Here is a 13,345-nt window from a genome sequence, read left to right as displayed (position 1 = left end):
TTGCGCTAATATAGGTTAACTCCTGATTTATTAAAACCAAATATCAAGCATTAGAATGTAAGGTAAGTAAAAAACCATGACCATTGCTCTGGAACTTCAACAACTTAAAAAAACCTATCCCGGTGGCGTTCAGGCGTTACGCGGAATAGATTTGCAAGTCGAAGCGGGGGATTTTTATGCGCTTTTGGGACCGAATGGCGCAGGCAAGTCCACCACCATCGGGATAATCAGCTCGCTGGTGAATAAAACCTCTGGGCGGGTGAGCGTCTTCGGATACGATCTTGAAAAAGATACCGTTAATGCGAAACGCCAGCTTGGTCTGGTACCGCAGGAGTTTAACTTTAACCCGTTTGAAACCGTGCAGCAGATCGTAGTCAACCAGGCGGGTTATTACGGCGTTGAGTATAAAGAGGCGGTCAAACGCAGCGAACTATATTTAAAGCAGCTCGATTTATGGGAAAAACGTAACGAGCGCGCACGCATGCTCTCCGGCGGGATGAAACGCCGTCTGATGATTGCCCGCGCACTAATGCACGAGCCTAAATTACTCATCCTTGATGAACCGACGGCGGGGGTCGACATTGAGCTGCGTCGTTCAATGTGGGGTTTTTTAAAGGATTTAAACGACAAAGGCACCACGATTATTCTGACCACTCACTATCTCGAAGAAGCGGAAATGCTGTGTCGCAACATCGGCATTATTCAGCATGGCGAGCTGGTGGAAAACACCTCGATGAAGAGCCTGCTCTCTAAGCTGAAATCCGAGACCTTTATTCTCGATCTGGCGCCGAAAAGCCCGCTGCCAAAACTGGAGGGCTATCAATACCGGCTGGTGGATACCTCCACGCTGGAAGTGGAAGTCCTGCGTGAACAGGGGGTCAACAGCGTGTTCTCACAGCTGAGCGCCCAGGGCATTCAGGTATTGAGTATGCGAAACAAAGCGAACCGACTGGAAGAACTGTTTGTTTCTCTGGTGCATGAAAAACAAGGAGATCGCGCATGATGCAGCTTTATTGGGTTGCGCTGAAAAGCATCTGGGCGAAAGAGATCCACCGCTTTATGCGTATCTGGGTCCAGACTCTGGTTCCTCCCGTCATTACTATGACGCTCTATTTTATTATCTTTGGTAACCTGATCGGCTCGCGTATCGGCGAAATGCATGGTTTTAGCTACATGCAGTTTATCGTGCCAGGGCTGATTATGATGGCGGTAATTACCAACTCGTACGCTAACGTGGCATCGTCATTCTTCAGCGCCAAGTTTCAACGCAACATTGAAGAGTTACTGGTCGCTCCGGTACCGACGCACGTGATCATCGCCGGCTTTGTTGGCGGCGGCGTGGCGCGTGGCCTGTGCGTAGGGATCCTGGTAACAGCGATTTCGCTGTTCTTTGTGCCGTTCCAGGTGCATTCCTGGGTCTTTGTGGCGCTTACGCTGGTGTTAACAGCGGTGCTGTTTTCGCTGGCCGGTCTGTTGAACGCGGTTTTCGCTAAAACCTTTGACGATATCAGCCTGATCCCAACCTTCGTGCTGACTCCGCTGACCTATCTGGGTGGCGTTTTCTATTCGTTAACGTTGCTGCCGCCGTTCTGGCAGGGACTGTCGCATCTGAACCCGATTGTCTACATGATTAGCGGTTTCCGTTACGGCTTCCTGGGGATCCACGATGTTCCGCTGGTCACGACCTTTGGCGTGCTGGTGGTGTTTATCGCGGCGTTTTATTTGCTGTGCTGGTACCTGATTCAGCGCGGACGCGGCCTGCGCAGCTAAGTCTTTCTTCCTCTCCTTGCCCGGGAGAGGAAGACTTTTGATGCTTATCACCATTACGGATTTATCACCCTGATAAACTACTTGCCTGCTAAGGAGGTAGGCAATGCTAGGTTGGGTAATTACCTGTCATGATGATAAGGCACAGGATATGCTGCATCGTCTGGAGAAAAAGTACGGCCCGTTGGTTCAATGCCAGGCGGTGAGTTTTTGGCGTGGGCTTAGCTCGAATATGCTAAGCCGCATGATGTGCCATGCCCTGCATGCTACAGACTCTGGCGAGGGTGTGATATTCCTGACGGATATGGCCGGGGCCGCGCCTTACCGCGTGGCTTCGTTAATGAGCCATAAACATCCCCAGTGTGAAGTGATTTCAGGTATCAGTTATCCATTGCTTGAGCGAATGCTTTCGTCGCGGGAATCGATGAGCAGTTCTGCGTTTCGTGATAGCATCGTTGCGCTTGGCGGGCCCGAAGTCTCAAGCCTCTGGCATCAACAACAGAAAAATCCCCCCTTCGTGTTGAAGCATGATTTGTATGAGTATTAATCATTGGTATTGATGGCGCTTTTGCTACAATAGCCGGGGTTTCTCGCCTCGGTTATCTCATATGGTGATGCGCGTTCTGCTTGTTTTATTGCTCCTGTTTTCTGGCAGCATAGCTGCGGCTTTGCCTGCTCGCTACATGCAAACCACCGAAGCAGCCGCCGTGTGGGCGCAGATTGGCAACAAGATGGTGACGGTAGGAAATATTCGCGCCGGGCAGATCCTCGCCGTTGAGCCAATTGCGGCAGACTATTACGAATTTACCTTTGGTTTTGGTACCGGGTTTATTGATAAAGGGCATCTGGAGCCTGTGCAGGGGCGGCAGAAAGTCGACGATGGTCTGGGCGATCTCAATAAACCCCTCAGCAACCAAAGCCTGATCACCTGGAAAGATACGCCGGTTTATAACGCTCCGGATGTTGGTAGCGCCCCGTTTGGCGTGCTGGCGGATAATCTGCGTTATCCGGTTATCAGCAAGCTTAAAGACCGTCTCAACCAAACCTGGTACCAGATCCGTATTGGCGGCAGACTGGCCTATATCAGCGCTCTGGATGCGCAGGAAGACAACGGTATCCCGGTGTTAACCTATCACCATATTCTGCGCGATGAAGAGAATACCCGTTTTCGCCACACCTCCACGACAACCTCCGTACGCGCCTTCAGCAACCAGATGGCCTGGCTACAGGACCGCGGCTACACCACGTTGACGATGTACCAACTGGAAGGCTATGTTCGCAACAATATGAATCTCCCGGCGCGGGCGGTGGTGCTGACTTTTGATGATGGTCTGAAGTCGGTGAGTCGTTATGCTTACCCGATTCTGAAGCAGCACGGCATGAAGGCAACGGCGTTTATTATCTCCTCACGTATCAAGCGCCACCCGCAGAAGTGGGATCCGAAATCACTGCAGTTTATGAGCATCGCGGAACTGAATGAGATCAGGGACGTGTTCGACTTCCAGTCGCATACCCATTTTTTACATCGGGTTGATGCGAATCACCGGCCAATCCTGCTGAGTCGCAGCTATCACAATATTCTGTTTGATTTTGCCCGTTCGCGTCGGGCGTTGTCTCAGTTTAACCCTCACGTTCTTTATCTTTCTTACCCGTTTGGCGGCTATAACGCCACCGCAGTAAAAGCGGCAGGCGACGCGGGATTCCACATGGCGGTCACCACGGTGAGAGGGAAGGTTAAACCGGGGGATAATCCGTTCTTATTGAAAAGACTTTATATTTTAAGAACGGATTCGCTGGAGACGATGTCGCGGCTGATAAGTAATCAGCCGCAGGGGTAAGGGCTGTCAGGCAACCTGTACCGGAATGGCTTTCGCGGTGCGCTTCATTTCGTTGTCGCCTTCAAAATAGGCCACTTTCGGACGCCAGGTGCGGGCTTCTTCATCAGACATGGTGACGAAGCTGGCGATAATCACAATGTCGCCGACTTCAGCACAGTGTGCCGCTGCGCCGTTCACCGAGATGATTCTGGAGCCGCGTTCAGCCGCAATCGCATAGGTTGAGAAACGTTTACCGTTGGTCACGTTCCAGATATCAATAGCTTCGTTTTCCAGAATACCAGAGGCATCGAGGAAATCCTGGTCGATGGCGCAGGAGCCTTCGTAGTGCAGGTCCGCCTGCGTGACTTTTACGCGGTGGAGCTTGCCTTGCAGCATGGTGCGAATCATAACTTCTATACCCTGTCGTTTACCTTGGCTAAGCAGGCACTACTGGCCTGCTTTGAGAAATTCTCAGGCAGTATTGCCTGATTTTTAACCCCTGTCTACTGGGCTAATGTAACGCTTTGATTATCGATCAGACGTGCCTGACCCAGCCAGGCGGCGGCCAGAATCACCGCGCGTTTACTGGTTTCCGTCAGCTCCAGCAGCGTGTCGGCATCACGAATCTGAATATCGTCGGCACGGAAGCCTTTTTCATTCAGTTCCTGCTCGGCAATGGCAATAATCTCTTCCTGGTCACGATGGCCGGCAAGCAGCTTTTCAGCGATGCCGTTCATCACTTTGTGCAGACCCGGCGCAATTTTTCGCTGCTCTGCGGTCAGATAGCCGTTACGTGAGCTAAGCGCCAGACCGTCTTTGGCGCGAATAATCGGCACGCCAACGATCTCAATGTCATAACCCAGATCCGCCACCATTTTGCGGATCAGCGCGAGCTGCTGGAAATCTTTCTCGCCAAAGCAGGCGATATCTGGCTGGATCAGGTTAAACAGCTTGCTGACGATAGTGGAAACGCCACGGAAATGGCCTGGACGGCTGGCGCCTTCCAGCATGGTGGAGAGACCGGGAACTTCAACGAAAGTCTGGCCTTCCAGACCCTGCGGGTAGATTTCCTCAACGGCTGGCGCAAAAACATAATCGACTTTACGCTTGTTCAGCTTTTCACAATCTTCCTGCAGCGTGCGTGGATAGCGCACCAGATCGTCCGGTCGGTCAAACTGCATCGGGTTGACGAAAATGCTGACGATCACCACATCAGCCCGCGCTTTTGCCTCATCGACCAGCTTCATATGGCCGTCGTGCAGGTTGCCCATGGTGGGAACCAGAGCGACGCGTTTGCCTTCCTGACGCAGACGACGAATATGCTGGCGCAGCAGCGGCAGGGTTTCAATGATTAACACGACAAGACTCCTTGAGTTGCCTGAGGAACCGTAGGCCGGATAAGGCGTTTACGCCGCCATCCGGCAACATGCAGCGAACCGCCTGATGGCGCTACGCTTTTCAGGCCGATATATGGCCTGAAAAATTAGTGGAAACTGTGTTCTTCGCCCGGATAAACGCCGGACTCCACTTCAGCCATATACTGCCGCACTGCGGCGCGCATGTCGCCTGCTTCATTGAGGAAATTCTTCGCAAATTTCGGGATGTGGCCACCGGTAATACCAAAGGCATCGTGCATGACGAGGATTTGTCCATCGGTGACGTTACCAGCGCCGATTCCGATAACCGGAATCGACAGCGCTTCGGTGACGCGCTTCGCCAGCTCAACCGGCACGCACTCCAGCACCAGCAACTGAGCGCCAGCGGCTTCTAAGGCCAGCGCGTCATCCAGCAATACCTGCCCGGCGTCGCCGCGGCCCTGAATTTTATAGCCGCCGAAAATATTCACCGACTGCGGTGTTAATCCCAGATGACCGCAAACCGGTACGGCGCGTTCGGTGAGCATTTTTACCGTATCCACCAGCCAGGCGCCGCCTTCAATTTTGACCATATTAGCGCCCGCCCGCATCACCACAGCGGCGTTTTCAAATGCTTGTTCCGGCGTGGCGTAAGCCATAAATGGCAGGTCGGAGAGCAGCAGACAGTTGGGAGCGCCACGACGTACGGCACGAGTGTGGTAAGCAATATCTTCAACGGTGACCGGTAGGGTGGAGTCATGCCCCTGAATCGTCATGCCCAGTGAGTCGCCAACCAGCATCACATTAATGCCTTCGTCGGCAAATAACTTAGCGAAGCTGTAGTCGTAGGCGGTAATGGTCGCGAAGCGTTTTTTCTCTTGCTTGCATTTCTGCAGCAGTGAAATGGTGGTGGGTTTCATAACATTTCCTGATGATGAAAGTCATATTTATCGGCATTCTAACAGTCACATTCAGGGGGGCAATTGTTTTAAGCAACCGTTTGGCACTAAAGTAGTAAACGCTGAAGGGGAGGGGATACTTTACCAGTGTGCAGGTTTTGCGGCACCAAGATGGGTGAGGTGCTGATGCAGGCTGATACCCTCCGGGAAGATAAGCTCAGGTGCGATTTCAGCGAGCGGCCACAGCATAAAACCACGGTTTTTCATGTCGTAGTGCGGCACGGTCAGACGTTCGGTGTTAATCACTTCATCGCCAAACAGCATAATATCGAGGTCCAGAGTGCGCGGCCCCCAGCGTTCGGCTTTACGTACGCGTCCCTGTTGCAGCTCAATGCGTTGGGTATGATTAAGCAATTCTTCGGGAGCGAGAGTGGTTTCCAGCGCCACGGCAGCGTTCAGGTAATCTGGCTGATCCTGTGGGCCTAATGGCGGTGTGCGGTAAAAGGAGGAAACAGTGACGATACGGCTGTCGGGAATGTCGCCAATCGCTTTTACGGCAGCATTAACCTGCTCCAGAGGAGAGGCCAGATTACTGCCGAGAGCGATATAGGCGATGGTCACGCGGAACCTTCACGGCGCGGGGCGCGTTTACGCGGGCGACGATGACGACGGCGTTCTGGTTCTTCGTCGAGTTCGTTGAGCATGCCTTTTTGTTCCGGCGGTGCTGAAACCTGGAATTCTCCCCACCACTGCGCCAGACGCTGCAGCTCAGCGTTGTTTTCCACTTCGGCACGCAGGGCCAGCAGATCGTAAGCTGCGCGGAACTTCGGATGCTCCATCAGCTTCCAGGCGCGTTTGCCCTGGCGACGAGACATGCGTAGCTGCAACTGCCAGATATCACGGGTCAGCGAGGTCAGACGTTTCGGGATCGCCAGCGAGCGGCAGGCTTCATCCAATACGTCGTTCATCGCCAGTGCGAAGGCATCGTAGTAAGCCAGACCGCTTTCCTGGGCAATTTTCTGCGCAGCTTCCAGTAACGGATACCAGAACATGGCGGCGAACAAGAACGCCGGGTTAACGCGCATATCATTGTGGATGCGGTTATCGGTATTCTTCAGCACCTGAGCGATGATGCGTTCCATTGGGCTGTCACCGTCTTCGGTGAAATAGCGCGTAATGGTGGGGAACAGCGGCTGGAACAGGCTGTACTCACGCAGTTTTTTATAGGTTTCATACCCATAGCCCGCCTGTAACAGTTTGAGTGCTTCTTCAAACAGGCGTGCGGGGGGAATATCGTTAAGCAGTGTTGCCAGACGCGGGATTGGCTCAGCGGTTTCCGGGCTGATACGCATGTCGAGCTTGGCGGCAAAGCGCACGGCCCGCAGCATACGTACAGGGTCTTCGCGGTAGCGCGTTTCCGGATTACCGATCAGGCGAACGATGCCCTCTTCGAGATCCTGCATGCCACCAACGTAATCACGCACGGTGAAATCGGCCACGCTGTAATACAGGCTGTTAATCGTGAAGTCGCGACGCTGGGCATCTTCTTCGATGGAGCCGAAGATGTTGTCGCGCAGCAGCATACCGTTTTGTCCGCGCTGTGAGGTTGTGCGATCGGACTCGCTGCCTTCATGATGACCACGGAAAGTTGCCACTTCGATAATTTCCGGGCCAAACATGACATGGGCCAGACGGAAACGGCGACCAACCAGACGACAGTTACGAAACAGTTTTCGCACCTGATCTGGCGTGGCGTTAGTCGTGACATCAAAATCTTTCGGCTTTTTGCCCAGCAAAAGATCGCGTACGCCTCCGCCAACCAGCCATGCCTCGTATCCGGCCTTATTGAGCCTGTACATTACCTTCAGGGCATTTTCACTGATATCTTTGCGGGAGATAGAGTGCTGCTCACGCGGGATTACCGTCATATGTGGACGGGCGACGGCGAGCTCGGCCTCGCGCTCCTCGCGGCTTAGCACCTTGCGGCAAAAATTAGCGACTCGGGTAAAAATAGTGCACCTCGGTAGTGTCAAACTTCAATCAGAACAAGTGTTGCTGTGTAAAAATAGCGGCTAATCATAGCTCAGCATGATGCATTTGAGAATGGCGGATTTACGATCGCCGATTCTGGCACCGCTGTCAGACTCCAGTTTTCAATGGCAAACGTGAGAATCTGATCCACGCGCATCTCCTGCCACGGGATATCGGAGTGCTGGCCGAGAAAGCGCAGCGCAGCAACAATCACCGGGCGTGGATCGCCTTGCGGCAGTGCAGGTGCATGATTTTGTTTTGAAAGTTTAGCGCCTTGTTCGTTGAGCGCCAGCGGCAGATGAATATAGTCCGGCGCTTGCCAGCCGAACTGTTGATACAACGAAATTTGCCGTACCGTCGGTTCGATAAGATCGGCACCGCGCACAATTTCCGTCACGCCCTGGAAGTGGTCGTCTACCACCACCGCGAGGTTATAGGCAAACAGCCCGTCGCGACGGTGAATAATAAAATCTTCCTTTGCAAGCCGCGGATCAGCCTGAATCACACCGCGCAGTTGGTCCGTAAACTGCATCACCGGATGGCGTTGCTTAATGCGGACCGCCGCCTGTTCAGGCCCGTGGCGTAGCTCACGGCAATAACCGTCGTAAATACCGCCGACGCTTTGAATACGCGCGCGCGTACAGGTGCAGTAATAGCTCAGATCCTGCTGATGCAGCCAGGCCAGCGCCTCGCGGTAGGCGTCATGACGCTGGGATTGCCATAAAATATCGCCATCCCAGTGCAGTCCGTAATGTTCCAGCTGACGCAGAATCGTGTCTGCAGCACCGGGAACTTCACGAGGGGGGTCAATATCTTCAATGCGTACCCGCCAGATTCCGCGACGAGCACGGGCCTGCAGGTAACTCCCGAGGGCGGCAATCAGTGAACCAAAATGGAGTTCGCCAGAGGGGGAAGGGGCGAAGCGGCCAATATAATGTGAATCGCTCATTTTGCGGGCTAACAAATAATAAGGCGGGAGAAGCTCCCGCCTGTAGTAAACGTGGTAAAAATGACCGGAATTAACCTGCCATTTGTTTTTCGCGGATTTCTGCCAGCGTTTTACAGTCGATGCACAGATCGGCTGTCGGACGCGCTTCCAGACGGCGAATACCAATTTCTACGCCGCATGATTCGCAGTAGCCGAAATCTTCGTCTTCTACTTTCTTCAGCGTCTTCTCGATCTTTTTGATCAGTTTGCGCTCACGATCACGGTTACGCAGCTCAAGGCTGAATTCTTCTTCCTGTGCGGCGCGGTCCACCGGATCAGGGAAGTTAGCCGCTTCGTCTTGCATATGAGATACGGTGCGATCAACTTCATCCCTAAGTTGATTACGCCATGCCTCAAGAATACGCCTGAAGTGCGACAGCTGGGCTTCGTTCATATACTCTTCGCCCGGTTTCTCCTGGTACGGCTCCACCCCAGCGATGGCGAGAATACTCAGGGACGATGTTTTACGGTTTTGCCCTTCTTGCATGTTGCTTCTCCTTAACACGCACTATCGATCCCCATGTTCGGGGGAAAAATCAGGTCGCTATAAATAGCAGATGCTTTTCCGGATAGCAATTATCTAAACGTAACACTTGACAACCCTGTGAGGAAAAGCGTATTTGCCCACGCGCCCAGAATACTAATTAACCGAATATTTACACCATTACAAGGTAATGGGCAACGGCTCTTTAAGAGTCATACCATGGGCAGAAAGTTCCGCTTTATAAACCAGAATTTCTACCCCCTTAAGCTGTGCTTCAACTAATAATTGCGCATATTTTGCATCGATATGGCGCGCGGGTGAAAACCGTGTAATGGCTGAATGCAACACCGCGAAAAATATCACCGCGCGCTTGCCTTCGGCCGCTACGCTCATCAATTCCCGAAGATGTTTCTGACCTCGTTCAGTGATGGCATCGGGAAAATAACCCTGATCTTTTTCCGCCAACGTGACTGATTTCACTTCAATATAGCAGTCAGGTCGGGAATCCGCCTGTAACAAAAAGTCGATGCGGCTCCCTTCGGCGCCGTATTTTACTTCACTTTTCAAGGTGCTGTAGTCTGAAACTTCCGAAATTAACGAACGCTGAATAGCCTCTTTCGTTAATCTATTGGCCCACAGCGTGTTAACACAAATAAGTGCACCGGATTGGGTTTGCGTTAATTCCCAGGTATGTGGATATTTTCGTTTGGTATTTTCTGATGTCGAATACCAGACAGTATCTCCCGGCGTTGCGCAGCCGGTCATGGCTCCCGTATTGGGGCAGTGTAGCGTTAACGTTGTGCCATCTGGTGTGATCACATCCGCTAAAAAACGCTTATAGCGCTGAATGAGCGTTGCAGGTTGTAAAGGTGGAGAAAATTGCATGAACAGTTCCTTTGATTATTCAGTCAGCGTCCAGCGTTGCAACTGCGTGTAACGCGTGCGTCCTCGCATGAATGAGGAGGAATAAAGCCCAAACTCCGTTACCGGAAACGACCAGCCAAACCCTGGCGGAGGGATAGATACCGCGTGTCCGGCGTCACGCAGCAGCGTGATATGCGGGTGAAACGGCTGCGGGCTCTGGTGGCAGCCACTGCGTGCGGCTTGTGCCCGCAACATGTTCGCCAACTGCAGCAGCCCGCGCGGCGGCTGACGCATTCCCAACCACACGACTCGCGAGCGCAGCCATTGCCCGGCATCGTCGAGTTTGAGCGTAAAACCCGGCTGGCGAATACGCCCTGCAAGCTGCGTTAACGCATGCTGCTTCTCAGCGCTGACGTCGCCCAAAAAGGCGAGCGTCAGATGCAGATTATCGGCGGCGACGGGACGACCCGCTTCAGGGGGGAACTGCGCGGCCCGCCAGTGGATTAACTGCTCCCGAACCTCGCCAGGCAATTCAATCGCAAAGAACAGCCTTTTTGGCTCAGACATGATGGATACTCGGTTATGAATTAACGCGATGCTACAATGCAGCGCGAAGAATGTTAACCCTCTGGAGTCATTTGTGACGTCGTTGCCCGTTGCCGCCGTAGTGCCTGAACTACTTACCGCCCTTGATGCCTCGTCGCAGGTTTTGCTGACGGCGCCGACCGGTGCCGGGAAATCAACCTGGCTGCCGTTGCGACTCCTTGAACATCGCGGTATCAAGGGACGGATTATTTTGCTGGAGCCGCGGCGTCTGGCAGCACGCAATGTGGCGCAGCGGTTGGCGGAATTGCTGAATGAAAAGCCTGGCGAGACCGTGGGGTATCGCATGCGTGCGCAAAGCTGCGTAGGGCCGCAGACCCGCCTTGAGGTGGTGACGGAGGGGGTTCTGACGCGCATGATCCAGCGCGACCCCGAATTGACGGGCGTTGGGCTGATCATCCTCGACGAATTTCACGAGCGGAGTTTGCAGGCCGACCTGGCGCTGGCGCTGTTGCTGGATGTGCAGCAAGGGCTGCGTGACGATCTGAAACTGTTGATCATGTCTGCCACTTTGGACAACGGGCGTTTGCAGCAGATGTTGCCTGATGCGCCGACGATCGTTTCTGAAGGCCGCGCTTTTCCCGTTGATCGACGATATCAGCCGTTGGCGGCGCATCTGCGTTTTGCTGAAGCGGTAGCGGTAGCGACGGCAGAACTCCTGCGCCATGAAAGTGGGTCGCTGCTGCTGTTTTTACCGGGTGTAGGGGAAATCCAGCGCGTGCAGGAGCAACTGGCAACGCGTGTGGGCAGCGATGTGTTGTTGTGCCCACTGTACGGCGCGCTGATGCTTGCCGAGCAGCGTCAGGCGATTTTTCCCGCGCCGCAAGGCAAGCGCAAAGTGGTGCTGGCGACCAATATTGCCGAAACCAGCTTAACGATCGAAGGCATCCGGTTGGTGGTGGACTGCGCCCAGGAGCGCGTGGCGCGCTATGATGCGCGTACCGGTTTAACGCGACTGATTACCCAACGCATAAGCCAGGCCTCGATGACCCAGCGAGCGGGACGCGCGGGCCGTCTGGAACCTGGTATCTGCCTACATTTGCTTGCCAAAGAGCAGGCGGAAAGAGCGGCGGTACAGGGAGAACCGGAGATTTTACAGAGCGACCTGTCCGGACTGCTGATGGAGTTACTGCAATGGGGATGCACCGACCCTGAGCAACTGAACTGGCTGGATACACCGCCCGCCATCAACCTGCAGGCGGCAAAGCGGCTGCTGCAGATGCTGGGGGCGCTTGAGGGTGACAGGCTCAGCGCCAGGGGGCAGAAAATGGCGACGTTGGGTAACGACCCCCGTTTAGCGGCTATGCTGGTTAGCGCCAACAATGACAATGAAGTGGCAACGGCGGCAAAACTGGCTGCGATTCTGGAAGAGCCGCCGCGCGGTGGCAGTACCGATCTGGCTGTAGCGTTTTCACGAAATCAGCCCGCCTGGCAGCAGCGCAGCCAACAATTGCTGAAACGGCTTAACGTTCGCAGCGGACAGCCGGACAGCGCGCTGCTCCCCTCATTACTGGCGCAGGCGTTTGCCGATCGGATCGCGCGTCGGCGCGGGCAGGAAGGGCGCTATCAACTGGCGAATGGCATGGGGGCAATGCTGGATGCCGATGACGCCTCCGGACGCCATGAATGGCTGATTGCGCCGCTGTTACTGCAGGGCAGCGCTTCGCCGGATGCGCGTATTCTGCTGGCTCTGCCGCTGGATATCGAAGCGCTGATACAGGCATGCCCTGAACTGCTACAACAATCTGACACCATCGAATGGGATGAAACTCAGGGAACGTTAAAAGCATTGCGTCGGTCGCGCATTGGCCAGCTAACGGTAAAAGTACAGGCGCTGGCCAAACCCTCGGAAGAGGAGTTGCATCTGGCGATGTTGAACGGCATTCGCGATAAAGGGCTAAGTGTGCTCAACTGGACGCCGGAAGCCGAGCAATTTCGCCTGCGTCTGCAATGTGCGGCAAACTGGTTGCCAGAGTATAACTGGCCCGCGGTAGATGAGGATTCTCTGCTGGCGACGCTGGAGAGCTGGCTGCTGCCGCACATGAGCGGTGTGCACTCGTTACGCGCGTTAAAAGCGCTAAATGTGGGTCAGGCGTTGCGCGGTTTGCTGGATTGGTCAATGCTGCAACGTCTGGATAGTGAACTGCCAGCGCATTACACTGTGCCGACGGGAAGCCGGATTGCCATTCGCTATCATGAGGATAACCCTCCGGTATTGGCGGTTCGGATGCAGGAAATGTTTGGTGAAGCGAAGACCCCAACCATCGCCGAGGGGCGCGTGCCGCTGGTGCTGGAACTGCTGTCTCCGGCCCAACGACCGTTGCAGGTAACGAGCGATTTGAGCGCGTTCTGGCAGGGATCGTACCGTGAGGTGCAAAAAGAGATGAAAGGGCGCTATCCCAAACATGTCTGGCCGGACGATCCGGCGAATACCGCGCCAACGCGGCGAACAAAGAAGTATTCGTAATGAAACTGTAGGCCGGATAAAGCGAAGCCGTCATCCGGTATAAACACGGCAGTAAATTGAGAGATTTCTT

Annotated in this window: 14 protein-coding genes; 5 read left to right on the top strand and 9 right to left on the bottom strand. The window is 54.2% G+C overall.

What is annotated here, in order from left to right:
- The first annotated feature begins 76 nt into the window (after positions 1–76).
- From OGW44_RS08860 to OGW44_RS08845, 4 genes are all read left to right on the top strand, one after another.
- The gene (locus tag OGW44_RS08860; RefSeq protein ID WP_046275357.1) at positions 77–1,003 is read left to right on the top strand and encodes an ABC transporter ATP-binding protein; all 927 of its coding nucleotides are present in this window, start codon (positions 77–79) and stop codon (positions 1,001–1,003) included.
- Entirely contained in the window at positions 1,000–1,770 is a 771-nt protein-coding gene (locus tag OGW44_RS08855) for an ABC transporter permease (protein WP_003829467.1), read from the top strand. Before OGW44_RS08860 ends, OGW44_RS08855 begins: the two co-directional genes overlap by 4 nt.
- Positions 1,771–1,873: 103 nt before the next feature.
- Complete coding sequence (locus OGW44_RS08850) at positions 1,874–2,314, top strand: PTS sugar transporter subunit IIA (protein WP_016151735.1); 441 nt, start codon at positions 1,874–1,876, stop codon at positions 2,312–2,314.
- Between the two features lie 61 nt (positions 2,315–2,375).
- Complete coding sequence (locus tag OGW44_RS08845) at positions 2,376–3,605, top strand: polysaccharide deacetylase family protein (protein WP_016151736.1); 1,230 nt, start codon at positions 2,376–2,378, stop codon at positions 3,603–3,605.
- A gap of 6 nt (positions 3,606–3,611) precedes the next feature.
- On the opposite strand, the gene panD is transcribed toward OGW44_RS08845, so the two are convergent.
- The 9 genes from panD to thpR all read right to left on the bottom strand — a co-directional run bounded on the left by panD (position 3,612) and on the right by thpR (position 10,772).
- Positions 3,612–3,992: an aspartate 1-decarboxylase gene (panD, locus tag OGW44_RS08840; RefSeq protein WP_000621526.1), complete on the bottom strand. Its 381-nt coding sequence runs from the start codon at positions 3,990–3,992 to the stop codon at positions 3,612–3,614.
- Between the two features lie 95 nt (positions 3,993–4,087).
- The gene (gene panC / locus OGW44_RS08835; RefSeq protein ID WP_016151737.1) at positions 4,088–4,942 is read right to left on the bottom strand and encodes a pantoate--beta-alanine ligase; all 855 of its coding nucleotides are present in this window, start codon (positions 4,940–4,942) and stop codon (positions 4,088–4,090) included.
- Positions 4,943–5,067: 125 nt separating this feature from the next.
- Positions 5,068–5,859: a 3-methyl-2-oxobutanoate hydroxymethyltransferase gene (gene panB / locus OGW44_RS08830; protein WP_003829230.1), complete on the bottom strand. Its 792-nt coding sequence runs from the start codon at positions 5,857–5,859 to the stop codon at positions 5,068–5,070.
- A gap of 120 nt (positions 5,860–5,979) precedes the next feature.
- Entirely contained in the window at positions 5,980–6,459 is a 480-nt protein-coding gene (gene folK, locus OGW44_RS08825) for a 2-amino-4-hydroxy-6-hydroxymethyldihydropteridine diphosphokinase (protein ID WP_185654731.1), read from the bottom strand.
- Positions 6,456–7,850 (bottom strand): polynucleotide adenylyltransferase PcnB, encoded by a 1,395-nt coding sequence (gene pcnB / locus OGW44_RS08820; RefSeq protein ID WP_203457720.1) that lies wholly within the window; start codon positions 7,848–7,850, stop codon positions 6,456–6,458. The genes folK and pcnB overlap by 4 nt, the downstream gene beginning before the upstream one ends.
- 71 nt (positions 7,851–7,921) lie before the next feature.
- Complete coding sequence (gene gluQRS / locus OGW44_RS08815; RefSeq protein ID WP_185654730.1) at positions 7,922–8,818, bottom strand: tRNA glutamyl-Q(34) synthetase GluQRS; 897 nt, start codon at positions 8,816–8,818, stop codon at positions 7,922–7,924.
- 70 nt (positions 8,819–8,888) lie between these two features.
- A complete protein-coding gene (dksA, locus tag OGW44_RS08810) occupies positions 8,889–9,344 on the bottom strand; it encodes an RNA polymerase-binding protein DksA (RefSeq protein WP_003018625.1) in 456 nt (151 codons plus the stop codon).
- A 177-nt stretch (positions 9,345–9,521) separates the two neighbouring features.
- On the bottom strand, positions 9,522–10,226 hold the full coding sequence (gene sfsA, locus OGW44_RS08805; RefSeq protein WP_016151742.1) for a DNA/RNA nuclease SfsA: 705 nt from the start codon (positions 10,224–10,226) through the stop codon (positions 9,522–9,524).
- A 15-nt stretch (positions 10,227–10,241) separates the two neighbouring features.
- The gene (gene thpR, locus OGW44_RS08800; protein ID WP_016155716.1) at positions 10,242–10,772 is read right to left on the bottom strand and encodes an RNA 2',3'-cyclic phosphodiesterase; all 531 of its coding nucleotides are present in this window, start codon (positions 10,770–10,772) and stop codon (positions 10,242–10,244) included.
- Between the two features lie 73 nt (positions 10,773–10,845).
- On the opposite strand from thpR, the gene hrpB reads away from it, so the two are divergent.
- The gene (hrpB, locus tag OGW44_RS08795) at positions 10,846–13,275 is read left to right on the top strand and encodes an ATP-dependent helicase HrpB (protein ID WP_185654729.1); all 2,430 of its coding nucleotides are present in this window, start codon (positions 10,846–10,848) and stop codon (positions 13,273–13,275) included.
- Positions 13,276–13,345: the final 70 nt, after the last annotated feature.

It is taken from the genome of Citrobacter sp. Cb023 (genome assembly GCF_030336805.1).
GTDB lineage: Bacteria > Pseudomonadota > Gammaproteobacteria > Enterobacterales > Enterobacteriaceae > Citrobacter > Citrobacter braakii.
The sequence above is the reverse complement of the archived record's forward strand: the minus strand, read 5'-3'. Positions and strand labels throughout refer to the sequence as shown.

Coding starts and splice junctions, on each gene's coding strand:
- OGW44_RS08860 (WP_046275357.1), top strand. CDS start 77: ATGACCATTGCTCTGGAACTTCAACAACTTAAAAAAACCTATCCCGGT.
- OGW44_RS08855 (WP_003829467.1), top strand. CDS start 1,000: ATGATGCAGCTTTATTGGGTTGCGCTGAAAAGCATCTGGGCGAAAGAG.
- OGW44_RS08850 (WP_016151735.1), top strand. CDS start 1,874: ATGCTAGGTTGGGTAATTACCTGTCATGATGATAAGGCACAGGATATG.
- OGW44_RS08845 (WP_016151736.1), top strand. CDS start 2,376: ATGGTGATGCGCGTTCTGCTTGTTTTATTGCTCCTGTTTTCTGGCAGC.
- panD (WP_000621526.1), bottom strand. CDS start 3,992: ATGATTCGCACCATGCTGCAAGGCAAGCTCCACCGCGTAAAAGTCACG.
- panB (WP_003829230.1), bottom strand. CDS start 5,859: ATGAAACCCACCACCATTTCACTGCTGCAGAAATGCAAGCAAGAGAAA.
- gluQRS (WP_185654730.1), bottom strand. CDS start 8,818: ATGAGCGATTCACATTATATTGGCCGCTTCGCCCCTTCCCCCTCTGGC.
- dksA (WP_003018625.1), bottom strand. CDS start 9,344: ATGCAAGAAGGGCAAAACCGTAAAACATCGTCCCTGAGTATTCTCGCC.
- sfsA (WP_016151742.1), bottom strand. CDS start 10,226: ATGCAATTTTCTCCACCTTTACAACCTGCAACGCTCATTCAGCGCTAT.
- thpR (WP_016155716.1), bottom strand. CDS start 10,772: ATGTCTGAGCCAAAAAGGCTGTTCTTTGCGATTGAATTGCCTGGCGAG.